The organism is Nonomuraea sp. NPDC059194 (assembly GCF_042754765.1).
Taxonomy (GTDB): domain Bacteria; phylum Actinomycetota; class Actinomycetes; order Streptosporangiales; family Streptosporangiaceae; genus Nonomuraea.
Map to the genome: position 1 here is coordinate 52,344 of NZ_JBHZBH010000032.1, position 25,542 is coordinate 77,885.

Genomic DNA, 25,542 nt, shown 5'->3' on the forward strand with positions numbered 1-25,542 from the left:
CCCTGCCCCGTTCAGCCCTGCCCCGTGGCCTCGACGAGGCTGCGGGGCCGCAGGTCGGTCCAGTGGGTCTCCACGTACTCCAGGCAGGCATCGCGCGTCTCCTCACCGAAGACCACCTGCCAGCCCGCGGGCACCTCGGCGAACGACGGCCACAGCGAGTGCTGGCCCTCGTCGTTGACCAGCACCAGGAAACGGCCGTCCCTGTCCTCGAACGGGTTCGTGCTCACGCCTTGCTCCTCACTTCGGTTGTCAGAATGCGGACCAGCTCGTCCGCCATGGACTGGATCGTGCTCTGGTCGAACAGGTCGGTCGCGTACTCCAGCAGGCACTCCACGGGACCGTCGCCGCGCGGCTCGAAGAAGCTGAGCGTCAGGTCGGCGTTGAGCGCCCCCGTAGGGACGTACTCGAAGGCGAGCTCGCCCGTGTCGGCCTGCTCGTGGTGGACGATCATCACCTGCGGTGCGCGCAGGCGCAGCGCTCCTGCCACCCTGTCGAACGGCACGTCCTGCCGGTCGAGCGCAGCCAGGTCGGTCTCACGGACCCTGGCCAGCAGCTCGCGGAAGGACGGCTCGCCCGAGGTGTCGGTGCGCAGGACGACCGTGTTGAAGAAGCAGCCGACCAGATCCGTCAGCTCCTCCTCGGTACGGCCCGCCACCAGCGAGGCGATCGGCAGGTCGGTGCCCGCACCCCGCCGGGTGAGCAGGGTCGCGAACGCCGTGTGGAGCACCATGAACATGCTGGTGCCGCTCTCGGCGGCGAGCGCGTCGATGGCCGCGTGCAGCTCCGCGTCGAGCGCGACGCGGACGTGGTCGCCCCGCACCCCCTCACCCTTCCTGTCGTACGGCAGGGCGATGGCCTCAGGCATCCCGCGCAGAGTCCGCCTCCAGTAGTCGAGCTGCCTCTCGTCAGCCACCTCGTGAGCCCACCTCGTGTAGTCGGCATAGCCGACCGGCAGCGGCTCCCACACCGGCGGGACGCCCTGCCGCCTGGCCTCGTAGGCGGTGGCGAAGTCCCGCACGAGCGGCACCACCGACCACTCGTCGACGGCGAGGTAGTGCATGGTCAGCAGCAGCGCCCGCGCGCCCGCCTCGTCGGTGAGCAGCCTGGCCCGCAGCGGAGGCCGCCCCTCCAGCTCGGCGGGTTCGGTCGCCAACACGCGCAGTCCCTCGTCGAGGTCGCGCACCCGGACGTGCTCCAGCCACTGCGCGGCGGGCACCTGGACGAGCCTGCCGTCGCGGCGGGACAGCGTCGTGCGCAGCGGCTCGTGCCGGGCCGCGACGTCGGCAAGCGCGGCCGCCGCGGCGTCGGCGTCGGGGGAGCGGAGCGCGAACGCCATGTCGTACGGCATCCCCTGCCTGTGCCTGGACCACTGCCATTCCTGTGGCGGCGCGGCGGGCAGATCCCGCCGCCGCAGCCTGGCCCGCTCGCCGAGATCGTCCTCGTCGAGCACGGCGGCCAGCGTGGCGACGGTGGGCGCGTCGAAGACGGACCGCAGCGTGAGGCGGGCGTCCAGCGTCGAACGGATCCGGCCGAGCAGCCGCATGGCCGACATCGAGTGGCCGCCGAGCTCGAAGAAGTTGTCGTGGATGCCGACCTCGGGCAGGCCAAGGACCTCCGCGAACAGCTCGGCGAGCCGGTGCTGGCGGCCCGTACGCGGGCGGTCGCCGCCGGTCAGCGCCGACCAGTCGGGCGCGGGCAGCGCGGCGCGGTCCAGCTTGCCGTTGGGCGTCAGCGGCAGCGGCCGGTCCAGCACCACCACCGCGGACGGCACCATGGCGGGCGGCAGCAGCGCGGCCACGTGCGCCCTCACCTGTGCCGGGTCGAGCGCGCCCGCCGTCGAGACGGCGTAGCCCACCAGACGCGGTTCCGGTCCGCTGGTGTCGGTGACGACGGCCGCCTGGGTGATCGACGGGTGCCTGGTCATCGCGCCCGCGATCTCGCCAGGCTCGATCCGGAAACCGCGGATCTTGACCTGGTCGTCGGCCCTGCCGAGGAAGTCGAGGTTGCCGTCGGGCCGCCAGCGGGCCAGGTCGCCCGTGCGGTACATCCTGGCGCCGGGAGGGCCGAACGGGCAGGCCACGAACCGCTCGGCGGTCAGGCCGTGCCTGCCGAGGTAGCCGCGGGCCAGGCCGCGGCCGGCGATGTACAGCTCGCCCGTCACGCCGGGCGGCACAGGACGCAGGCGCGCGTCGAGCACGTAGGCGCGGGTGTTGGGGTCGGGCACACCGATCGGCACCGCCCCGGCCCAGCCGGGTTCGGCCGCCCACAGCGTCGAGTTCACCGTCGCCTCGGTCAGGCCGTAGGCGGCCAGCAGCCGTAGCCTGCCCGCCCACCGCTCGATCACGTCCGGCGGCACCGTCTCCGTGCCGACCAGCACCGTGCAGCCCTCGGGCAGTTCGCAGCCGGCGGGCAGCGCCGCCACCAGCGACGGCGGCAGGATCGCGTGGGTGATCCGCTGCTCGTTCATGAAGTCGGTCAGCTCGCGGCCCGGCACCCGCGCGGTGTCGGGGACCAGGACGAGGCTGCCGCCGTGGCACAGCGCCATCGCCAGCTCGAAGGCCGTGACGTCGAACCCGATCGAGGCGAAGTGCAGCACCCTGCTGTCGGGAGTGAGCCCCATTCGGTCGACTGCGGTCGCGACCAGGCTGCCGATGCCCTCGTGGGTGACGATCACGCCCTTCGGCCGGCCCGTCGAGCCCGAGGTGTAGATGACGTACGCGGCCTGGTCGAGCGCGACCTCGGGCAGGACGGGCGTCCGCCGAGGGCCGGCGAGGGCGTCGCCGAGCAGCAGCACGTCCAGCCCCTCGACCGGCTGCGCGGCCACCACCACCTTCGCCCCCGAGTCGCCGACCAGGTACGCCAGGCGGTCGGCGGGATGGGCGAGGTCCAGCGGCAGGAACGCGGCGCCGAGCTTGAGCGCGCCGAGCATCACCGCCACCATGTCCACCGAGCGCGGCACCGCGACGCCGACCACGCTCTCCTGCCGCACACCGTGATGGGCGAGCATCCCCGCCATCCGGTCGGACAGGGCGTCCAGCTCCGCGTAGGTGACCGAACGGCCGCCCTCGACCACCGCGACGGCGTCGGGCCGCTCGGCGGCCCTGCGCCGGAACATCCCGTGCAGGCTCTCCTCGGCCACCTGCCGGTCGGTCGCGTTGAAACCGGTGACCACCAGCTCCCGTTCGGCAGGGGTCAGCACGTCGATCTCGCCGACCGCGACCGAGGGGTCGGCGGCGACGACCCCGACGAGCCCCGCCAGCCGCTCGCCGATCGCGGCGACCGTGGACCTGTCGAACAGGTCGGCGCGATACTCGATCACGCAGGAGATCGCGGCGTCCTCGACGAAGCTGAACACCAGGTCGAACTTGGCGGTGCCGGCGTCCACGGGCGCGGGCAGCAGCTCCAGGCCCTCCATGGCGAAGTCGTCGTCGGTTCGGTTGCGGTAGCCGACCATCACCTGGAACAGCGGGTTGCGGCCGGGTGACCGTACCGGATTGAGGGCCTCGACAACCGCCTCGAACGGCACGTCCTGGTGGGAGAAGGCGGCCAGGCCCCGCTCCCTCACCCGGGCCACCAGCTCGGCGAAGGTCGGCTCGCCCGACACGTCGGCGCGCAGCACGAGCGTGTTGACGAAGAAACCCACGAGATCGTCCACGGCCTCGTCGGTGCGGCCAGAGACCGGCACGCCGAGCGGCAGGTCGTCACCCGCGCCGAGGCGGTGCAGCAGCGCCGCGACGGCCGCGTGGCAGACCATGAACATGCTCGCGCCCGACCGCTGGGCCAGCCGCCGCAGCCGCTCGCTGTCGTCCGGGCCGAACGCGACGCGCAGCTCGCCGCCCGCCGACGTCGGCCGGGCGGGGGAGGGCCGGTCGGTCGGCAGGTCGAGCCGCTCGGGCGCGCCGCGCAGCGTCTCATGCCAGAACGCGAGCTGGCGGGCGGCCAGGCTGTCGGGGTCGCTCCGGTCGCCGAGCAGGCGGCGCTGCCAGAGCGTGTAGTCGACGTACTGCACCGGAAGCGGCTCCCACTCCGGTGCCTGGCCCCTGCGACGGGCGGCGTAGGCGGCCGACAGGTCGCGCAGGAACGGGCCGTCCGACCACTCGTCGGTCGTGATGTGGTGCAGCAGCAGCGCCACCACGTGCTCGCGCTCGCCGAGCCTGACGACGGTGGCCCGCAGCGGCAGCTCGGCCGCCAGGTCGAAGGGCCTGGCGGTGATCTCCTCCAGCGAGACCCCTTCTCCGTCGACCACCTCGACCGGCGGGACCGCCTGTTCCACGGGTACCACCCGCTGGAAGGGCCGGCCCTCCCGCTCGACGATGAGCGTGCGCAGCGCCTCGTGTCTGGCCGCCAGATCGGCCAGCGCGGCCCGCAGCGCCTCGACGTCGAGCTCGCCGCGCAGCCGCATCACCAGCGGGAAGTTGTAGAGTGCCGAGGGGCCTTCCAACTGCTCGATCACCCACAGCCGCTGCTGCGCGAACGACAGCGGCGGCTCGGCCGGACGCTCGGCCACCGCCGTCAGGGCGGGGCGCGGGTCGCGCTCGCTCACCCTCGCGGCGAGTTCGGCGACCGTCGGCGCCTCGAACAGGTCGCGGATCGCCAGCTCCGCCCCGAGCGCCGTGCGGGCCCTGCTGACCAGGCGGGTGGCCAGCAGCGAGTGGCCGCCCAGGTCGAAGAAGTCGTCGTCGATGCCGACGCCGTCCACGCCCAGCAGGTCGCCGTACAGCTCGCACAGCACGCGCTCGCGCGCCGAGCGGGGCGGCCGGCTCTGCCCGCCGCCGCTGACGGCGGGCTGGGGCAGCGCCCGCACGTCCAGCTTGCCGTTCACGGTCAGCGGCAGCCGGTCCACCGCGACCAGCGCGGCGGGCACCATGTAGCTGGGCAGCCTTTCCTTCAGTGACCGGCGGATCTCCTCCGTGAGGTCCCCGCCCTCGGCATCGAGCACCACGTAGCCGATCAGCCTCCTGCCGCCGTCGGCGACCACCGCCGCGTGCGAGACCAGCGGGTGCTCCTCCAGCGCCGCCGCGACCTCGCTCGGCTCGACCCGGTAGCCGCGGATCTTCACCTGGTCGTCGGTGCGGCCGAGGAAGTCGAGGTTGCCGTCTGGGCGCAGCCGTACCAGGTCGCCCGTGCGGTACATCCTGGTGCCTGGCGCGCCGAACGGGTCGGCGACGAAGGCGGCGGCGCTCAGCCCTGGACGCCGGTGATAGCCGCGAGCCAGGCCGACGCCCGCGATGTAGAGCTCGCCGGGGGTGCCGGGCGGCACCGGACGCAGCGCGGAGTCGAGCACGTACGCCCGCGTGTTCCAGATCGGCCGGCCCACGGTCGGCGTCGCGCTGTCGTCGGTGGACGCGCCCAGCGTGTTGATCGTGTACTCGGTCGGGCCATAGAGGTTGTAGCCGAAGGTGCCCTCGGTGTCGCGCAGCGCGGCCCACACCGTCTCGGAGACGGCCTCGCCGCCGAGCAGCACCAGCGGCGGCCGGTGCCCGTCGAGCAGGCCCTGCTCGATGAGGTGGTGGGCGTAGGTCGGCGTCACGTTGACGACGTCCACGCGCTCCCTGTCGCAGTAGGCGACCAGGGCCTCGGCGTCGCGCCGCAGGTTCTCGTCGCAGACGTGGACCTCGTGCCCCTCCACCAGCCACAGCAGCTCCTCCCACGACATGTCGAAGGCGAAGGAGACCGTGTGGGCGATGCGCAGCCGCCGTCCCCCGCCCGCGGCGATCGCCGGCTGGAAGATCGCCTCGCGGTGGTTGAACTGCATGTTCGTCAGGCCCAGGTACGGCGTGACGACCCCCTTCGGCCTGCCGGTCGAGCCCGAGGTGAAGATCACGTAGGCGGGGTGTTCGAGCCGGTGCGGCAGGTCGCGGGCGAAGCCAGGACGCTCGGCGTCGGCCAGCTCGCCCGGCGGCAGCGCGGCCAGCCGGGCGACGGTGGCGGGGTCGTCGAGCACGACGCGCGCCACCCCGGTCTCCGGCAGCACGACCGAGCCGGTGGACACCACACACGCGGGCGAGGTGTCCGCGATCATGAAGGCCAGCCGCTCGGCCGGGTACTCCAGGTCCAGCGGCAGGTAGGCCGCGCCCGTCTGGAGCACGGCGAACAGCGCCACGACCATGTCGGCCGAGCGGGGCAGCGCGAGCGCGACGATCCGCTCGGGCGCGGCGCCGTGTTCGATCAGCAGCCTGGCCATCCTGTTGACGCGGGCGTCGAGCTCGGCGTACGTCAGCCGCTCCTGTCCGAACACCAGCGCCACCTCACCGGGGGTGCGCGCCGCCTGTTCGGCGAGCAGCTCGGCCACCGTCGAGCGGGGCAGCGGCCGCGGCTCCGCGGCGTCCTGGCGCTCGTCCTCCAGCAGCAGGTCCACGGCGCCCACCAGGGCCCGCGGCGCCGCTACCAGGCGGGAGAGCACGGTGGTGAAGCGGTCGAGCACCCGGCCGGCGTCGTCGACCACCTCCGGCCGGTGCGATAGCGTCACCCGCAGGCGTGCGCCCTGCGTCACGACGATCGTGAGCGGATAGTGGGTCGCGTCGGCCGCCGTCACGTTCACGATCCCGTGGCGGCCGGCGAACTCGCCCATCCGCTCCTCGCCGCCCGCCTCACGCAGCACGAAGAGGGTGTCGAAGAGCCGCCGGTGACCGCTCACTCGATGCAGCTCGCCCAACCCCACGTGCTCGTACGGCATCAGCGCCACGCGCTCGTCCTGCACCCGCCTGGCCAGGTCGAGCACCGTCTCGCGCGGGTCGAAGCCGATCCGCACCGGCACCGTGTTGAGGAACATCCCGATGATGCCCTCCACGTCGGCGACCGCCGCCGGCCTGCCCGCCACCGCGGCGCCGAACACCACGTCGTCGCGGCCGACCGTGGCCGTCAGCACGAGCCCCCACGCGACGTTGAGCAGCGTGTTGAGCGTCAGCCCCGTCTCGCGCGCCAGCGCCCGCAGGCCGTCGCCCAGCTCGGCGGGCAGCACGACGTCGAGGTTGACGGGGATCGCCGGGCGCAGGCCGTCGTCGGCCGGCCGGACGAGCGTCGGCTCCTCCAGCCCCGACAGGGCTTCGCGCCATGCGGCCAGGGCCTCGCCGACCGGCTGCGCGGCCAGCCACGCCAGGTAGTCGCGGTAGCTGCCGGGCGCGGCCCGCGTCGCGGAGGCGTCGCCGAGGAGCTGCTCCATCACCAGCCAGCCCGACCAGCCGTCCCACAGGATCAGGTGGTGGCTGAGCACCAGCAGGTCGCGCTCGCCCAGGCGGATCAGCAGCAGCCGCATCAGCGGCGGGTCGGCCAGGTCGAACCGGGTCATCCTGTCCTCGGCCAGCAGCTCGGCCACCGCCCGGTCCCGCTCGGCCTCCGGCATCGCCGACAGGTCGATCTCGCGCAGCGGCGGCGCCACCTCCGCGCCGATGAACTGCACCGGAGCCGACAGCCCTTCGGCGGTGAACCCCGCCCTCATGCCCGGGTTGCGGGCCAGCATCGCGGCGCAGGCCGCGCGCAGCCGGTCGAGGTCGACGGGCCGCTCGAACTCGAAGACGTCCTGCGAGGTGTAGACGTCGACGGCGTCGGCGTCGTAGCTGGAATGGAAGTAGATCCCCTCCTGCAGTGGCGACAGCGGCCAGACGTCCTCGACGGGAACCGGGCTGGCGCGCCGTACGCTCGCGGCCTCCTCGCCGGTCAGCGTGATCAGCTCGACCGCGGGCGTCTCCTCGACCGCCTGCGTGGTCGCCGCCGCCAGCGCCGCAGGGGTACGGCAGGCGAAGACGTCACGCGGGCTGACCGCCAGACCCGCCTTGCGGGCCCGGCCGGAGACGGCGATCGAGGCGATGCTGTCGCCGCCGAGCGCGAAGAAGTCGTCGTCGGCGCCGACATCTTCGCCGAGCACCTCGGCGAAGATGTCGCGGAACAGCCGCTCCCGGTCGGTCCTGGGCGCGCGCACGCTCCTCGGCGCGGCCTCGGGGACGGGCAGCGCCTCGCGGTCCAGCTTCCCGTTGACGGTGAGCGGGAGCCGGTCCAGCATCACGACCGCGCTCGGCACCATCGGCGCGGGAAGCGCCGCCGCCAGCGCGGCGCGCAGTCCTGCGCCGTCGAGCTCGGCGCCCTTCTGAGTGTCCTTCTCGGCGCCCTTCTGAGCGCCCTTCTGAGCGCCCTCTTGAGGGTCCTTCCCGGTGTCCTTCTCTGGGACGACGTAGCCGATCAGGCGGGTGACGCCGCCGTGGTTGCGGGCGACGACCACCGCCTCGGCGACGCCGTCGAGGGCCGCCAGGCGTGCCTCGACCTCGCCGAGCTCGACGCGGTTGCCGTGGATCTTGACCTGGTGGTCGGTCCTGCCGACGTACTCCAGCGCGCCGTCGGGACGCATCCGCACCAGGTCGCCGGTGCGGTACATGCGCGTGCCCGGCGAGCCGAACGGGTCGGCGACGAACCGCTCGGCGGTCAGGGCGAGCCTGTCGTGATAGCCGAGGGCGAGCTGCTCACCCGAGACGTAGAGCTCGCCCTCCGTCGCGGGTCGCAGGCAGACGTCCAGGACGTAGAGGCCGGTGTTCCAGACGGGCCTGCCGATCGGCACCCCGGTTCCATGTGCGCCGGTTCTATGCGCGCCGGGTTCATGTGTGCCGGTTCCATGTGCGCCGGTTTCAGGTGCGCCCGTTTCGGGTGCGCCGTCCTCGTCGCCGTCCCACCAGGTGACCTGGACGGTCGCCTCGGTGGGGCCGTAGGCGTTGTCGACGGGCACGCCGGTCAGCTCCCGCCAGCGGCGGGCCAGCTCGCCGGTCAGCGCCTCCGCGCCACCGAAGACCCTGCGCAGGCTCGCCGCCCAGCCCGGATCCCGGGTGACCTCGTCGGTGGACAGGAAGGCTCTGATCATCGACGGGACGATGTCGAGGACGCTCACCCGCCGGTCCCTGATCAGTCCCGCCAGGTAAGCGGGGTCGGCGTGCCCGCCGGGCTCGGCCAGCACGACGGCGGCGCCCGAGCACAGCGGCCAGAAGATCTGCCAGACGGAGGCGTCGAAGCTCGCCGAGGCCTGCTGCAGCATCCTGTCGCGGGCGTCCATGGCGAACAGGTCCTGCGCCCACGCCAGGTGGCCGACGATCGACCGGTGGGTGACGACGACGCCCTTGGGGCGGCCGGTCGAGCCCGAGGTGTAGATCAGGTACGCGGGATCGCCCGGCGAGGCAGGCCGCAGGACAGCCTGGCTCCCATCGGCCGCGCTCTCACCGGCCGCGCGCTCACGGGGTGCGGTTTCATAGGGCGACGCCTCATCGGCTGCACTCTCGCCGGGCGTGCTCGCACCGGACGCGACCTCGCCGGGCTTGCCGATGATGATGCGCTCCACCCCCTCGTGCTCGGGGAAGGAGGGCGTGGTGACGACGAGGTGGGCGCCGCAGTCGGCGAGCATGTACGCCAGCCGCTCCGCCGGATAATCGGGGTCCAGCGGCACGTAGGCCGCGCCCGCCTTCAGCACGCCGAGCAGGGCGACGAGCAGCTCGACCGAGCGGGGCAGCGCCACCGCGACGAACTGCCCGGGGCCGACCCCGCGGCCCGCCAGCCGTACCGCGAGGGCCCGCGCCCGGCGATCCAGCTCCGCATAGGAGACCTCATCCGCGCCGAAGATCACCGCGGTGGCGTCGGGCGTCCTGGCGGCCTGGGCCGCGAACGCGCTGGCCAGCGTCGTGAGCGGCGCCTCGCGCGGCCCGCCGACCAGACGCGCGTCGTCGAGGTCCATCAGGTCGAGGCGGCCCACCGGCCGGTCTGCGTCGGCCACCATCCCGTCCAGCAGCCGCTTCAACCCGTCGGCCAGCCGGGCGGCGGCCTCCTGGCCGATGGTGTGGTCGAGCCGGAACGCGATCCGCCGCCCCGGCACGACGGTGAGCGACAGCGGGTAGTGCGAGCCGTCGCGGACGTCGATTCCCGAAATGGCCGTCGTGTCGCCCTCGACGGGATAGTTCTCGACCGCCACGAGCGTGTCGAACAGGGTGGTGAACCCGGCGATCCGCTGGATCTCGGCAAGCCCGAGGTGCTGGTGGTCGAGCAGACTGGCCTGGGCGTCCTGGAGCCTGGCCAGCAGGTCGGCGGGACGGTCCTCCGGGCGCCAGGCCAGCCGTACGGGGACGGTGTTGACCAGCAGGCCGACCATCGACTCGACGCCCTCGACGGCGGCCTGCCTGCCGGAGACGGTCGTGCCGAAGACGACGTCGTGCCGTCCGGTCAGCCTGCCGAGCAGCAGACCCCACGCGCCCTGCACGACCGTGCTCAGCGTCAGCCCACGCGCCCGCGCCCACTCGGCCAGCTCCGCGCCCACCTCAAAAGCAATCTGCCCCGTCTGCCCGGCCTGGTCCGCGTGGCTCGCCCGCCCGGCCTGCCCGGCCTGGCCCGCATGGTCCTCCTCGACCGCCTGCGCGGCCGGGCCTGCGGGGCCTGCCTCGACCGGTCTGCCGAGGAGTGTCGGTTCGTCGAGTCCGGCCAGGGCCCGCCCCCAGGCCTGCCGCGCCGCCTCGTCGTCGCGGCTCAGCAGCCAGGCGAAGTAGTCGCGGTACGGCGTGACGTCGCCGAGCCGTTCGCCCAGCAGCTCGCGCAGCATGATCGGCACCGACCACCCGTCGGCGACCAGGTGATGCAGCGTCAGGACGAGCGTCCGCCCGTTGACCAGGGTGGCCCTGAGCAGCGGCGGCGCGGCGAGATCGAAGGGGCGGGCGCGCTCTCGCCCGGCGACCGCCTCGACGTCGGCGGAGGCGACCTCCTCCCACGGGACCGTGACGTGCCGGACGACGTACTGCGCCACCCTGCCGTCGGCGCGCTGCAGGAAGCCCGCGCGCAGTGGCGCGTGCCGGTCCACCAGCCGCTGCACCGCCTCGCGCAGCGCCGCCGGGTCGACCGGCCCGGCCAGTTCGACGACCTGCTGGACGGTGTAGACGTCGGGGTCGGACAGCGAGTGGAAGAACAGGCCCTGCTGGAGTGGCGTGACCGGCAGGACGTCCTCGAGCTCGCGCGGGAGCGCGTCGATCTCCTCCTGGTCGAGCGCCACCATGGGGAAGTCGGACGGCGTGTGCCCGCCCGCGCCTGGCCCCGACACGTGGACGGCGATCCCGCGCAGCGCCTCCAGCCACGCCTCGGCCAGCCCGGCGACGTCGGCGTGGACGAGGACCCCTTCCGGCCACGACCAGGTCGCGCTCAGCTCCGGCCCCGACGCGCCGTCGCGGACGATGGCGTTGATCTCCAGGTGGTGCGTCAGCGGCATGCCGGGATCGCGCCCCGCCGACAGCGGAGCGCCGTCGCCCGCGGGCTCCCAGTCCGCGTCGCCGCCTGCCCTGAAGCGTCCCAGGTAGTTGAAGAGCAGCTCGGGTGCAGGCAGGTCACGCAGCTCGCGGCGCAGCTGACCGAAGCCGAGGCCAGAGGAGGGTACGGCGCGCAGCTGCTCCTTGACCCGCTTGAGCGCGGCGCCCACCGGTGAGCCGCCCGCCCGGAACTCCTCCCACGCCAGGTCGCCCGCGTCGATCCTGACGGGGTACATGCTGGTGAACCAGCCGACCGTGCGGGTCAGGTCGGCGCCACCGGCCACCTGGTCCTGCTCGCGGCCGTGCCCCTCCAGCTCGACCTGCAGGCCGCCCGCGCCGTGACGGCGGGAGAAGGCGGCGGCCAGCGCCGTCAGCAGGACGTCGTTGACGGTGCCATGGTAGGCGGCGACGGCGTCGGTCAGCAGCCGGGAAGTCTGGTCGGCAGGCAGGGAAACCGTCAGCCTGCGCTCGCGCGCGGCCGTGTCGACCACCGGGTCGAGCAGCCGCACCCCAAGACGCGCCACCGGCTCGTCGAGCGGCCGCACCCCAAGACGGGTCACCGGCTCGGCAGGCGGCCTCACCCCAAGACGGGTCACCGGCTCGGCAGGCGGCCTCACCCCAAGACGGGTCACCGGCTCGTCGGGCTGCCTCGGCCCGAGGGGTGTCGCGGGCCCGGCGAGCGGCCCCATCGCAAGGGGTGCCGCGGGCTCGGCGAGCGCCGCCCGCCATGCCTCCAGCTCGGCCTGCCTGGCAGGGGTCAGCGCGTCCTCGGCCAGCAGCCGTGACCACCGCGCGAACGAGGTGGCGACCGGCGGCAGCTTGACCGGCTCACCCGCGGCCACCGCCCTGGCGGCCTGGGCCAGGTCGGCCAGCAGGATGCGCCAGGACACCCCGTCCACCACGAGGTGGTGCGCCACCAGCGACAGCCGCCGCGCCGCAGCCGACCACACCGCCTGCAACATCACTCCCGCCGCGGGATCCAGCCGCCCGACGGCCGCCTCGACCCCGAACGCCTGCCCGACCGCAGCCCCCTGCTCGGCGGCAACCCCGGTGCCGGACGGCTGCCCGACCGCAGCCCCCTGCTCGGTGACAACCACGCTGCCGGACGGCTGCCCGACGGCGGCCCCCTGCTCAGCGGCAACCTCGGTGCCGGACGGCTGCGCCTGGACGATCCCGGTGTCCTCGACGGACAGCAGGTCGGCCGCACGCACCGCGCCCGCCGGCGGCACCTCCATCCGCCAGCCGTCCTCGCCGCGCAGCAGCCTGGCGCGCAGCATCCCGTGGTGGTCGACCACCGCCTGCAGCGCCCCGATGAGCACGCCCTCGTCGAGATCGGCGGGCACGCGGACCGTCACCGACTGGTGGAAGCCGTCGATCGGCCCGCCCGTCTCGCGCAGCCACCCGACGATCGGCGTCTCCTCCACGACCCCGACGCCCGGGTCATGGACCTGCTCCGGTACGGCAGCGCCGCGCCCCTGCGCCAGCGCCGCCACGGTCCTGTGCTGGAAGACCTCGCGCGGCGTGATCGCCAGACCCGCCCGCCTGGCCCTGTTGACCAGCTGGATCGCGACGATGCTGTCGCCGCCCAGCTCGAAGAAGCTGTCGTGCACGCCCACCGAGGGCAGGCCGAGCACCTCGGCGAACAGCGCGGCGAGCGTCCGCTCGGCGGGGGTGGTGGGCGCGGCGGCGCCCGCCTGTGCCGTCCACACGGGCTGGGGAAGCGCCCGTCTGTCCAGCTTGCCGTTCGGCGTCAGGGGCAGCGGCCCCTCCAGCACGACGATCGTGCCGGGCACCATGTACTCGGGCAGCGCGGCCGCCGCGAGCTGCCGCAGCGGCGCGGTGTCGAGACCGGCCTCGCCCGTCACGTAGCCGACGAGGCGCTTGACGCCCCTGTGGTCCTCGACGGCGGCGACCGCCGCCTGCGCGACCGAGGGGTGGCTCATCAGGACGCTCTCGACCTCGCCCGGCTCGATGCGGTAGCCGCGGATCTTGAGCTGGCCGTCCTCGCGGCCGAGGAAGTCGATGGTGCCGTCGGAGCGCCGGCGGGCCCGGTCGCCCGTGCGGTACATCCGCTCGCCAGGCCCGCCGAACGGGTCGGCGACGAACCGCTCGGCGGTCAGCGCCTGCCTGCCGAGGTAGCCCCTGGCCAGGCCGCGCCCGCCGACGTACAGCTCGCCCGCGACGCCGGGCGCGACGGGGCGCAGCGCGGAGTCGAGGATGTGGCAGCGGGTGCCGGGGTCGGGCACGCCGATCGGCACCGGGCCCGACCAGCCGCGCTCGGCGAGCCACAGCGTGGAGTTGACGGTCGCCTCGGTCAGGCCGTAGGCGACCACGACCCGCAGGCGATCGCCCCACCGGGCGATCAGCTCGGCGGGGACCGTCTCGGTGCCGACGACGAGCACGCCGCCCTCGGGCAGCTCGCACTCGGCGGGCAGCGCCGCCACCAGCGACGGCGGCAGGATCATGTGGGTCACCCGGTGCTCGGTGAGGTAGCCGGTCAGCTCCACGCCCGCCACCCGCCGCTCGGACGGCACGACGACGACCGTGCCGCCCACGCACAGCGACATGACCAGGTCCCACACGGCCACGTCGAAGCCCACGGAGGCGAACTGCGCGACCCTGCTGGAGGAGTCGACGCCCAGCCGTTCGGCGGCGGTGGCGATGAGCGCGCCGACCCCGTCGTGGGAGATCACGACGCCCTTCGGGCGGCCGGTCGAGCCCGAGGTGTAGATGACGTAGGCGGCCCTGTCGAGCTCACCCTCGGGCAGCGCGCCGCCCTCAGGGGCCTGCGGCAGGTCGTCCACGAGGAGCCGGGGGAGCGGCAGATCTCCGGCGTGACCCGGCACCGTGACGAGCAGGCGCGCCCCGGCGTCCTCCACCATGTACGCCAGCCGGTCGGCCGGATGGTCGGCGTCGAGCGGCAGGTAGGCGGCGCCCGCCTTCATGACGCCGAGCAGCACGACCACCATGTCCGCCGAGCGGGGCACCGCCACCGCGACGACATCCTCGGCGCCGACACCTCTGGCGCGCAGCGCGTGGGCGAGCCGGTCGGCCTTGGCGTTCAGCTGCGCGTAGGTCAGCCGCTCCGACTCGCAGATCACCGCGACCTTGCCGGGCGCGAGCTCGGCCTGCCGCAGGAAGGCCGACGTCCACGAGAGCCTCGGCAGGTCGGGCAGCGCCTCCACCGGCGGGACGGGCGCCAGGTCGATGCCGCCCAGCGGCAGGTCGGGCCGCCGCGCCACCGCCTCCAGCACGAGCAGGAAGCGCCGCTCGTGCTCGGCGAGCTCCTCGGGAGCGCAGACCGCGGCGTCGGCATCGAAGTCGATCCGCAGCCCCTGCCCCGCAGGCCGGTCGTAGACCACCACGGACAGGTCGCTGACCGGCCCGAGCGAGAGGTGGCCGATGGAGCAGCCGCCGTCGCCGAACCTGATCTCCTCGTGGTACGGCATGACGTTCACGGTCGGCCCGACGAGCGTGCGCAACCCCTCGACCCGGCCGAGCTCCCTGGCCAGGTCCTCGCCCCGGTAGCGGGCGTGCCCGGCCAGCCGCCTGACCTCCTCGGCCACCGCCGCGACCAGCTCGGACCCCGTGGTCCACGGGCTGACCGCGAGCCTGAGCGGCAGCACGTTGGACATCAGCGCGGGGGAGTCCTCGCCCTGGAGCCTGCCCATGACGGGCAGGCCGAGCACCACGTCACGTTCGCCGGTGGCCCGGTGCAGGTAGGCGGCGACGGCGGCGATGGCCAGGCGCGACAGGCGGATGCCCAGCGCGGCGGCGGCCGCCCTCAGCCGGTCGGAGCGCTCCACCGACAGGTGCACCGTGCGCCGCACCGCGCTGACCGCCTGGGCCGGCGGGCACTCCACCAACCTGGCGGGCTCGTCCGGCAGGCCCTTCAGCCGGTCGTGCCAGAAGTCGGCGTCCGCGGCGTGCTGGGCAGAGGCGCGGTAGTCCGCGTCGGCCGCCACCAGCCGGGGATAGGACCAGTCGACCTCCTCGTGAGGGCCCTCGCCGTACAGGTGGGCCACCCGCTGGATGAGGCGCAGCACGCCGGTGCCGTCGGTGACCAGGTGGTGGTAGCGCTGGTACCACCACACCCGGCCGTCGCCGAGCCTGAGCAGCGCGTGGGCGAACATGGGGCCGCGGGCCAGGTCGACGGTCCGCGCCAGGTCGGCCGCCATCCACGCCCGCGCGGCCTCCTCCGTCAGGTCGAGCACGGGCAGCGGCCACTCACCGGCCGGCCCGGTGATCTGGACGGGGCGTCCCTCCTCCTGGGCGAAGACGACGTGGAAGCTCTCCGCCTCGTCCACCGCCTGCCTGATCGCGCCGGCCAGCCGCGGCACGTCGGCCGAGAGCTCCACGTAGCAGCCGATGGTGTAGGCCGGACTGTCCGGCTCTATCTGCTGGGCCAGCCAGATTCCGGTCTGGGCTCCGGTCAGCGGAAGTACGGACATCTGGCTGCCTTTCGCGTCACTTCTGGAGGGACTGCCGGGACGTCACTTCTTGATGAGCGGGACGACCTGGTCGATGGCGTAGGGGATGCTGAGCACCGTGTTGAAGGACAGCGCGGCGCCGATCGGCGGGTCCTGGTAGGTCAGGAAGAGATCGCGGCCCTGCTTGGCGACCTTCAGCTCCTTGTAGACGCTGTCGTTCTTGATCCGCTCCCACGGCTCCTTGCCGGTGGTGAGCCAGACGAGGCGGTCGACCTCCAGCAGGTCCATGCGCTCGGAGCCGAACTCGACGCCGTTGAGCTTGCCGGCCTCCTTGTTGATCCCCTCGGGGACGGTGAAGCCCAGCTCCGCGAGGAAGGCCGACTTGGGGTCGCCCTGCTGGAAGGCGAAGTACTGGCCCGCCTTGAAGCTGTCGGCGGCGACCGCGCTCAGCCCCTTCCACTGCGGGTTGGCCTCACGGGCCTGGGCGAACTTGTCCTTGATGCCGGTGATGAGCTGCTCGGCCTTGGCCGACTCGCCCAACGCCTGCCCGGCCAGCAGGGTCATCACCGGCCACGGCGCGGCGTAGGGGTCGTAGCCCTTCGGCTGCGCGACCACGGGAGCGATCTTCGACAGCTTGTCGTAGTGCTCCTTCTGGATGCCCGAGTACATGGCGAAGATCAGGTCGGGCTTGAGCGCGACCAGCTTCTCGAACTTGACGCCGTCCTCGCGCAGGCCGAGCACGGTGGGCTCGGTGCCGCCCCACTTGTCCTTTGCCCACGGCCAGTCGGTGAACGGGCTGCGCTGGAACCAGTCCACGACGCCGACCGGCTTGAAGCCCAGCGCGAGGACGGGCTCGTGGTCGCTGAGGCCGATGGTGACGATCCGCTCGGGCCTCTTGGCGATCTCGGTCGTGCCGTAGATGTGCTCGACCTTCACGGGGAAGGCCGCTCCCGACGGCGGGGCGGACGAAGAGGGTGCGGGGGCGGGCGCCGTACCGGCTGGGGGGCTGGAGGTGCCGCAGCCGGCGGCGACGGTCAGCGCCAGTGCCGCGAGCACCGTCGAGAGACGCTTGGACATAGTTTCCTCTTCCGGATCAGGAGTGTCACCGGCACGCAGACTAAGGTAAGCCTTACCTATCTTCAATTCGGGGAAAAGTCTTGCGTCAAAGGCCTCAGTGAGGTATGCCTTACCTAAAAGTGCCCCCAGATCGGATCTTCGTGACACAGCTGAAAGCCGCCGCGGCACGGCGTCCGCTCCTGATCGCGGCGAGCGCGGGGGTCCTGCTCGTGCTCTGCGCGCTGTCGCTGGCCGTCGGCAGCAGGGCGATCCCGCTCGGCCAGGTCTGGACGGCGCTGACCGACCCGGCGAGCGTCGACGCCGAGGTCGCGGCCATCGTCTCCGGCACCAGGCTGATCCGCACGCTGGTCGGGATCCTGGCCGGCGCGGCCCTCGGGCTGGCCGGAGCGCTCATGCAGGGCCTGACCCGCAACCCGCTGGCCGACCCCGGGCTGCTCGGCGTGAGCGCGGGCGCCGCGTTCGGCATCGTGGCCGCCGTGGCCGCGCTCGGCGTGAGCGGGCTGTCGTCCTTGATCTGGTTCGCCTTCGGCGGCGCCGCGCTGGCCGGCGTCGTGGTCTACGCGCTGGGCAGCAGGGGCAGGGGCGGCGCCTCTCCCGTCAAGCTCGCGCTGGCGGGCGTGGCCGTGACCTACCTGCTCGACTCGCTGACCGGCGGCATCGCGCTCACCGACCCCGAGGCGCTCGACCGCTACCGCTACTGGTCGGCCGGCTCGCTGACCGGGCACGACGGCGCGACGCTGCTGACGGTCCTGCCGTTCCTGGCCTGCGGCGCGCTGCTGGCGCTGAGCACCGCACCCGCGCTCAACAGCCTGTCCCTCGGCGACGACGTCGCCGCCGCACTCGGCCGCAGACTCGTCCTGGTACGGCTGCGCGGCGCGCTCGCCGTCACCCTGCTGACCGGAGCGACGGTCGCCGTCACGGGACCGATCGTCTTCGTCGGGCTCGTCGTCCCACACATGGTGAGAATGATCACAGGCCCCGACCACCGCTGGCTGCTGCCCGCCTCGATGCTGCTCGCCCCGTGCCTGCTGCTGGTGGCCGACATCCTCGGCCGCGTCGTCGTGCGCCCCACCGAGCTCGACGTGAGCCTGATGGCCGCCTTCCTCGGCGCCCCCTTCTTCATCGCCCTGGTCCGCCGCCGCAGGCTCGCGGAGCTGTAGCCGATGTCCGGACTGCACCTGACCCGCTCCCGCGGCCGCCTGGCCTTCCGCCTCGACAGGCCCGCGGTCTCCGGCGTGCTGCGCCCCAGGCTCGTGCTGACCTGGCTCCTGCTCGCCCTGGCCGTGTTCGCGGCCCTCTGCCTGACCGTGGGCGCGGGCGCGGGCGACTACCCGATCTCGCCCGCCGCCGTCGTGCGCGCGCTGTGGGGCGAGGGCGAGCCCGCCGACCTGTTCGTCGTCTGGGAACTGCGCCTGCCCAGGGCCGCGGTCGGCCTGCTGGCGGGCGCCGCCTTCGGCCTGTCCGGCGCCATCTTCCAGTCCGTCACCCGCAACCCCCTGGCCAGCCCCGACATGATCGGCATCACCCATGGGGCCGGCGCCGCCGTCGCCGCGGGCATCGTGCTCGGCCTCGGCACGGGCCTCGGCCTGCAGGGCCTCGGGCTCGCCGGCGCCATCGGCGCCGGGCTGGCGATCTACCTGCTGGCCTGGAAACGCGGCACCACCGGCTACCGGATCGTGCTGGTGGGCATCGGCGTCAGCTGGATGTGCGTCAGTTTCACCTCCTACCTGCTGAGCAGGGCCGAGATCTTCCAGGCGCACAAGGTGCTGGGCTGGCTGGTCGGCAACCTCAACGACAGGGGATGGGCGCACGCCGGACCGCTCGCCGCGGCCCTGGCCGTCCTGCTCCCCGTGGTCCTCCTCCTCGTACGGCTGCAGCGGACGCTGCGCCTGGGCGACGAGGTGGCCGCCGGGCTCGGCACCCCCGTCCAGCGCGTCCGCCTGGCCCTGCTGCTGTGCGGCGCGGCCTGCGCCGCCTTCGCCACCGCCGCCGCGGGACCGATCCTGTTCGTCGCGCTGGCCGCGCCCCAGATCGCCCAGCGCACGGCCCGCACCAGCGCGCCGCCCGCCACCGCCGCCGCCCTCACGGGAGCGGCGATCGTCCTGGTCGGCGACCTGATCAGCCAGCGGCTCATGGCCGAGTCCGTCCTGCCCGTCGGGGTGGTGACGGGAGTGCTCGGCGCGCCGTTCCTGCTGTGGCAACTCGCTCGGGCCAACCGGATGGGCACTGGAGGATGAAACACGTGACGCACCCGTCGCTGCGGGCCAGCGGGCTGAGGCTCGCCTACGACGACCGCATCGTGGTCGACGGCCTGGACCTGGAGGTGCCGCCGGGCCGGATCACCGCCATCATCGGCGCGAACGCCTGCGGCAAGTCCACCCTGCTGCGGGCCATGGCCAGGCTGCTGTCCCCGCGCGAAGGCGCCGTCCACCTCGACGGCCGCGCCATCCACACGATGCCGACCCGCCAGGTGGCCCAGGTCCTCGGCATCCTGCCGCAGTCGCCCGTCGCGCCCGAAGGGCTGACCGTCACCGACCTCGTCGGGCAGGGCAGGTCGCCGCACCAGACCTGGTGGCGGCAGTGGTCGTCGGCCGACCAGGACGCGGTCACCAGGGCACTGGTGGCCACCGGCATGCTCGAACACGCCGACCGCCCGCTCGACGAGCTGTCCGGCGGCCAGCGGCAGCGGGCGTGGATCGCCATGGCGGTCGCGCAGGGCACGCCCGTGCTGCTGCTCGACGAGCCGACGACGTTCCTCGACCTGGCGCACCAGATCGACGTCCTGGACCTGGTCGTCGACCTCAACCGCACCCAGGACCGCACCGTGGTCATGGTGCTGCACGACCTCAACCAGGCCTGCAGGTACGCCGACCACATCATCGCGATGAAGGCCGGCCGGGTCGTGGCGGAGGGGCCGCCCGCGGACGTGGTCGACGCGGAGCTGGTCGAGCACGTCTTCGGCATGCGCTGCCAGGTGGCGGCCGACCCGGTCAGCGAGACCCCGCTGATCATCCCGATCGGCCGCCATCACGCCGGCGGCGTCAGCTCCGGCCCGCGTAGGAGCGCTCGCGGGTGATCGAGCGCACGATCTCGCCCACCCGCACCGCGGTGTTCGACAGCAGCGTCGAGGTGATGCCGTGCGTGTGCTCGGTGGCGCCCTGCACGTAGACGCCGCAGCGCATCGCCTCCGTGGTGGCGACGCGGTAGTCACGCTCGATGCGCAGCCCGCCGCCGGGCAGCCGCAGGCAGTGCTCGCCCGCCTCGCCCAGCAGCGTCAGCGGGTCGCCCGGACGGTAGCCGGTGGCGTAGACGAGCAGGTCGGCGTCCAGGACCGTGCGCTCTCCTGTCGGCAGGAACTCCACCGTGACCCTGGGCCCCCGCGCGACCTCGACGACGCGGGAGGCGTTGAGGATCCGCAGCCGCTCCACGCCGCGCACCTTCTCCTGGTAGTGGCGCCGGTAGAGCTCGTCGATGAGCTCCAGGTCGACCACCGAGTAGTTGGTGGAGGCGTGGTAGTCCAGCAGGCGCTGCTTGACGGCGTCGGGGGCGGTGTAGAAGTGGTCGACGGCAGCGGGGTCGAAGATCCGGTTGGCGAAGGAGCTGTCGTCGGCGGGCGTGTAGCCGTACTTGGCGAAGACCGCGCACACCTCCGCCTCGGGGAAGGCGCTGTGCAGGTGGTCGGTCACCTCGGCCGCGCTCTGCCCCGCGCCGACCACCACCACGCGCCGCGGGGCGGGCAGCGTCGGGAGCCGGTCGAGCAGTTCCTCGCTGTGCCAGACGCGCTCGCCGCTCACCACGCCGGGCGGCAGCACGGGCTCCAGGCCGGCGGCGATCACCACGTTCCTGGTCCGCCTGGTCGTCAGCTCGTCGGAGCAGCCGCCCTGCCGTACGACCACGTCGAGGTGGTCGACCACGCCGTCGACGGTGACGGGGGTGACGGCGACGACCTCCGAGCGGTACTCCACCTGGTCGGCGAAGGCGGCCGCGGCCCACTCGAGGTAGTCGTGGAACTCCAGCCGCGAGGGGAACATCGTCTTGTGGTTGATGAAGTCGACGAGCCGGTCCTTGTCGCGCAGGTAGCTCAGAAAGCTGAACTCGCTGACCGGGTTGCGCATGGTGACCAGATCCTTCAGGAAGGACACCTGCATCGTCGTGCCCTCCATCAGCATGCCGCGATGCCATCCGAAGGCCGGCTGCTTCTCGAAGAAGACGGCGTCGAGCGGAGGGTGCTCCCGTAAGGCGATCGCCAGCGCGAGGTTGGACGGGCCGAAACCGATGCCCACGAGATCGTGGACGTGCTGCTCCGAGGAGGGCATTGATGACCTTTCGCAGTTAGGTTAGCCTGGCCTAATTAAGGGGAGCCTAACCCGTTCCGATCCCCCCTACAAGGAGACGCCATGCGGGTCGTGATGTTCGGCTACCAGACCTGGGGCCACCGCACACTGCGAGCGCTGCTGGACTCGGGTCACGAGGTGGCCCTCGTCGTGACGCATCCGAAGAGCGAGCACGCATACGAACGGATCTGGAGCGATTCGGTCGCCGACCTCGCCGAGGGCAACGGCGTTCCCGTGCTGCTGCGCAACCGTCCCGACGACGAGGAGTTGATGGTCAGGCTCAAGGAGGCCGATCCCGACCTCATCGTGGCCAACAACTGGCGCACCTGGATCCCGCCGGAGATCTTCGCCCTGCCCCGCCACGGCACCCTCAACGTGCACGACTCGCTGCTGCCCGCCTACGCCGGGTTCTCCCCGATCATCTGGGCGCTCATCAACGGAGAGAAGGAGGTCGGCGTCACCGCGCACATGATGGACGCCGAACTCGACGCGGGCGACATCGTGCTCCAGCATGCCGTGCCCGTCGGGCCCGACGACACCGCCACCGACCTGTTCCACCGTACGGTCGACCTGATCGGGCCCATCGTCGCCGAGTCCCTCGATCTCATCGCCTCGGGACGCACGGACTGGACGCCCCAGGACCGCTCCAGGGCCAGCTTCTTCCACAAGCGGGCGATTGAGGACAGCCGGATCGACTGGACCTGGACCGCCGAAGAGATCGCCCGCCTGGTCCGCGCCCAGTCCGACCCCTACCCCAACGCGTTCACCCACTACAACGGCGCGCGGCTCAGGGTGCTCAAGGCGTCGGTCTCGCGGGGCAGGTACGGCGGCACGCCAGGCCGGGTGTTCATCCGCGAGGGCGACGGCGTCGTGATCGTCGCCGGCGCCGACGCCCGCCGGGGCCGTAACCACGGCCTGGTGATCGAGCGGGTCCGCACCGAGGACGACCTCGACCTGCCCGCCACGGAGGTCTTCAGGACCATGGGCGGCTACCTCAGCTGAGACCCGGGAGGACTATTAGGGATATATCCCTACATTTTTCGCGAGACTTGCCACTACGCTCATGACCTCGTGAAGAGCACCTCCGTGGGCCGCTGGCTGCCCGCCTTCCTCCTCCTCGCCCTCATCTGGGGCAACAGCTTCTTCTTCATCAAGGTGGCCGTCGGCGCCCTGCATCCCCTTCAGGTCTCCTTCGGCCGGATGGCCATCGGCGCGGCCACCCTGCTGGTCGCGCTGGCCATCAGCCGCAAGGCGCTGCCGCGCGACCCCCGCCTGTGGGGCCACTTCCAGGTGGCCTCCGTGGTGCTCACCACGTTGCCCTTCACCCTCTTCGCGTACGGCGAGCAGTACGTCTCCTCGGTCGTGGCCGCCATCTGGAACGCCACCACCCCGCTGTGCACGCTCGCCTTCGCGCTGCTGCTGCGCGCGGACAAGCCGAACGGGAGCCGGATCGCGGGCCTCGGCCTCGGCTTCGCGGGCGTCATGGTGGTGCTCGGCGTGTGGCAGCCGATGGACGGCGGCCAGCTCGGCGGCAGCCTGGCCTGCTTCGGCGCGGCCCTCTGCTACGGCGTCGGCGGCTCCTACCTCGGCCGCTTCGTCACCGGCCGCCGCACGGAGGCGCCCGTCGTCCTGGCGGCGGGTCAGCTGCTGAGCGGCACGCTCCAGCTCGCGGTCATCACCCCGCTGGCAGGAGTGGCGCTGGTCGACCTGTCCGCGCCGCCCGCGGTCTGGTGGAGCATGCTCGCCCTCGGCGCTCTCGGCACCGGCATCGCCTACCTGCTGCTGTACGGCGTGCAGGCACGGGCGGGGGTGACCACCACCTCGACGGTGACCTACCTGCTGCCCGTGGTCGCCGCCGTCTCGGGGGTGGTCGTGCTGGGGGAGAGCATCACGTGGAACCAGCCGGTGGGCGCGCTGGTGATCCTGCTGGCCATCGCGATGACCCAGGGACTGGTCCGCCTCGGTCGCGCCCCTGCGGTCACCGTCCCCGAGGACGCGCCCACGAAGGCGTGAGCTGTGGGTTCACTCGGCCGGGTCGGCGGGCTTCTTCGTCCGGCCGCGCCCGCTCCTGGCGGTGCTTGCGGTCTTCCTGCCCGCCACGAGCGTGTCACCCGGCAGCGGCGGCCCGGAAGGCTCGCCGTCTGAAGGGGCGGGCGTGGAGGGGCCGGACCCGGAGGTGAGGGGCCGCGGATGCGGTGCCGTGTCCTCGCCCGGCCCGCGGTCCTCATCCCGCTCACGGTCCTTGGCGGGTACGCCGTCTTCGCCCGGTCCGCGGCCCTCGTCATCCGTCACCGGCCGAGCGCCCGAGTCGAGGTCCGGCGACGGCGGCAGGGCAGGGGGCGGGTCGCCAGGACCGGGCTCGTGGAAGGCCTCGGGGTCGCGCAGGGAGGAGATGACGTCGTCGGCCTCGTTGTCGGCGGCGAAGTCGTCGGCGGCCTGGGCCTCCCTGCGCCTGATCACCACCAGGTGGTCCGCCGAGATCCGCCCGGCGCCGGTCACGGCCAGCAGGACCGAGGCCGCGCCCAGCGCCACGATCAGGTTGGTGTCGACCGGGTTCAGGGGCCTGGCGACCAGGAAGACGGCGAGCGTCTCGGCGAACAGCACCAGCCCCATCACCGGCGTGAACAGCCCGGCGACCAGCAGCGCGCCGCCGATCAGCTCGGTGAGCATGGTGACCGCGGCCCACGCGCCTGGCGCGGGGGCGCCCTGCGCCGCGAACTGCGCGCCGGTGGCGGTCAGGCCCGCTTCGAGCTTGTGCCAGCCGTTGGCGAACAGGAGCGAACCGACCCCTAAGCGGGCGGCCAGCGTGGCGAGATCGTGGAGGGTCCGTCTCACGGTATTCCTGTGACCTGATCGGGTCATTCCAAACCTCGGTCGCGTCGGATGAGCACGGCCACGGCGGCCGCGGTGGCTGCGAGCAGCACGACGCTGACGATGATCGTCGTGTGCAGCGCGTGGACGAACGCCCATCGCGCCGACTCCAGCAGCGCGGCCCCCGCCTCGCCGCCGGTCTGCCGCGCCACGTGCGCGGCGGCGGCCATCGACTGCCGCGCCTGCTCCATCGCCTGCGCAGGCACCCCGCTCACGGTGGGCACGCCGGGCGCGTAGACGACCGCGGTGATCGTGCCGAGGACCGCGACCCCGAGGCCCGCGCCGAGCTCGTAGGCGGTCTCCTCGATCGCGGCCGCGCCGCCCGCCCTGGACTCCGGCGCGGCCGACATGATCGTGTCGGAGGCGGCCAGCAGCGCCACCTGCAGCCCGAAGCCGATGCCGACGAAGCAGACCGCCAGCACGAACGAGTGGGGCTCCACCCCCCACGCCAGCGTGGGCGTCAGCGACACCGCCACCAGCGCCAGGCCGCCGCTCATCGTGGCGCGCATGCCGATCCTGCGCAGCAGCGCCGCGGCGGCCAGACCTCCGGCGATCGCCGACAGCACGAGCGGGAGCATCCTGAGCGCGGCCCCGAGCGGGCTGTCGCCGAGGACGAGTTGAAGGTATTGGGCAAGCATGAGCTGCAGCCCGACGAGGGAGAAGACGCCGAACAGCACGCCCGCCACACCGGTGGCGAACGCCCTGTCCCTGAAGAGCCCGATGTCGAGCAGGGGGTGGGCCAGGCGGCGCTGACGCTGTACGAACCACACGAGCAGGCCCGCGCCCACCGGCAGCGCGGCCAGGGCGGGCAGGTGGCCGGAGCCCGCCGCCTTGAGCCCGAAGGCGACGGCCAGGATGCCGAGCACGGACAGGACGGCGCTGGTCGCGTCCCACGGACGGCTCGTCCGCTCGCGCGACTCGGGCAGCAGGCGCCGGGCGGCGGGCAGCAGCGCCAGCAGGATGGGCACGTTGATCAGGAAGACCGCGCCCCACCAGGAGTGTTCGACCAGCAGCCCGCCGATCAGCGGGCCGACGGCCGCGCCCGCGGCGGCCACCGCGCTCCAGACCCCGAGGGCGATCGCCCGCTCGCGCCGGTCGGTGAAGACCTGGCGGATGATGGACAGCGTGGCCGGCATGATCATCGCGCCGCCCACCCCGAGCAGGCCTCTGGCCAGGATCAGCGTCAGCGGCGTCGGCGCGAACGCGGCGGCCGCCGAGGCCAGGCCGAAGACCAGGTAACCCCACAGGACCAGGCGTTTACGGCCGTAGCGATCGCCGAGCGTGCCGAACATGATCAGCAGCGGCGCGACGACCAGGGAGTAGGCGTCGATGATCCACAGCAGCTCGACGGAGGACGGCTCCAGCGCCGCAGTCAGCGCGGGGACGGCGATGTGCAGGACCGTGGCGTCGACGGTGATGAGCAGCAGGCTGAGGCAGAGCAGGACCAGGATTGACCAGCGGTTGACTCCGCGCACGCTCTCGGCCCGCCGCACACCTGGCGCGCTCTGCAGGATCGTCATGCGGCGTCCATGACGGTTCGGGCTCGGTCATGGAACATGCGTCGCAGCTTAGGCG

At 73.1% G+C, this 25,542-nt stretch carries 11 protein-coding genes; 5 read left to right on the forward strand and 6 right to left on the reverse strand.

The window, feature by feature from the left end:
• Positions 1–11 precede the first annotated feature (11 nt).
• The 3 genes from ACFXJ8_RS31745 to ACFXJ8_RS31755 are packed head-to-tail and all read right to left on the reverse strand — an operon-like array spanning position 12 to position 16,762.
• Positions 12–227 carry an MbtH family protein gene (locus ACFXJ8_RS31745; protein WP_379647665.1) on the reverse strand — a complete coding sequence of 72 codons (216 nt, stop codon included), beginning with the start codon at positions 225–227 and terminating at the stop codon, positions 12–14.
• Positions 224–15,706, reverse strand: a complete 15,483-nt coding sequence (locus tag ACFXJ8_RS31750) for an amino acid adenylation domain-containing protein (RefSeq protein ID WP_379647666.1) — start codon at positions 15,704–15,706, stop codon at positions 224–226. Before ACFXJ8_RS31750 ends, ACFXJ8_RS31745 begins: the two co-directional genes overlap by 4 nt.
• 42 nt (positions 15,707–15,748) lie before the next feature.
• The gene (locus ACFXJ8_RS31755) at positions 15,749–16,762 is read right to left on the reverse strand and encodes an iron-siderophore ABC transporter substrate-binding protein (protein ID WP_379647667.1); all 1,014 of its coding nucleotides are present in this window, start codon (positions 16,760–16,762) and stop codon (positions 15,749–15,751) included.
• Between the two features lie 140 nt (positions 16,763–16,902).
• On the opposite strand from ACFXJ8_RS31755, the gene ACFXJ8_RS31760 reads away from it, so the two are divergent.
• From ACFXJ8_RS31760 to ACFXJ8_RS31770, 3 genes are read left to right on the forward strand one after another with little or no spacing between them, the layout of a single operon-like run.
• Positions 16,903–17,922, forward strand: coding sequence for a FecCD family ABC transporter permease (locus ACFXJ8_RS31760; protein ID WP_379647668.1), 1,020 nt, complete (start codon positions 16,903–16,905; stop codon positions 17,920–17,922).
• 3 nt (positions 17,923–17,925) lie between these two features.
• Positions 17,926–18,999: a FecCD family ABC transporter permease gene (locus ACFXJ8_RS31765; protein ID WP_379647669.1), complete on the forward strand. Its 1,074-nt coding sequence runs from the start codon at positions 17,926–17,928 to the stop codon at positions 18,997–18,999.
• A complete protein-coding gene (locus tag ACFXJ8_RS31770) occupies positions 18,996–19,838 on the forward strand; it encodes an ABC transporter ATP-binding protein (protein ID WP_379647670.1) in 843 nt (280 codons plus the stop codon). Before ACFXJ8_RS31765 ends, ACFXJ8_RS31770 begins: the two co-directional genes overlap by 4 nt.
• Here the strand turns inward: ACFXJ8_RS31770 and ACFXJ8_RS31775 are convergent.
• Positions 19,804–21,078: a lysine N(6)-hydroxylase/L-ornithine N(5)-oxygenase family protein gene (locus ACFXJ8_RS31775; RefSeq protein WP_379647671.1), complete on the reverse strand. Its 1,275-nt coding sequence runs from the start codon at positions 21,076–21,078 to the stop codon at positions 19,804–19,806. The genes ACFXJ8_RS31770 and ACFXJ8_RS31775 overlap by 35 nt on opposite strands.
• Positions 21,079–21,159: 81 nt before the next feature.
• On the opposite strand from ACFXJ8_RS31775, the gene ACFXJ8_RS31780 reads away from it, so the two are divergent.
• Both ACFXJ8_RS31780 and ACFXJ8_RS31785 read left to right on the forward strand, forming a co-directional pair.
• Positions 21,160–22,098, forward strand: a complete 939-nt coding sequence (locus tag ACFXJ8_RS31780) for a methionyl-tRNA formyltransferase (RefSeq protein WP_379647672.1) — start codon at positions 21,160–21,162, stop codon at positions 22,096–22,098.
• A 69-nt stretch (positions 22,099–22,167) separates the two neighbouring features.
• A complete protein-coding gene (locus tag ACFXJ8_RS31785) occupies positions 22,168–23,109 on the forward strand; it encodes a DMT family transporter (protein ID WP_379647673.1) in 942 nt (313 codons plus the stop codon).
• Positions 23,110–23,118: 9 nt separating this feature from the next.
• Here ACFXJ8_RS31785 and ACFXJ8_RS31790 read toward each other — a convergent pair whose 3' ends face one another.
• The gene (locus ACFXJ8_RS31790) at positions 23,119–23,931 is read right to left on the reverse strand and encodes a DoxX family protein (protein ID WP_379647674.1); all 813 of its coding nucleotides are present in this window, start codon (positions 23,929–23,931) and stop codon (positions 23,119–23,121) included.
• A gap of 23 nt (positions 23,932–23,954) precedes the next feature.
• Positions 23,955–25,487, reverse strand: coding sequence for an MFS transporter (locus tag ACFXJ8_RS31795; RefSeq protein WP_379647675.1), 1,533 nt, complete (start codon positions 25,485–25,487; stop codon positions 23,955–23,957).
• Positions 25,488–25,542 lie beyond the last annotated feature (55 nt).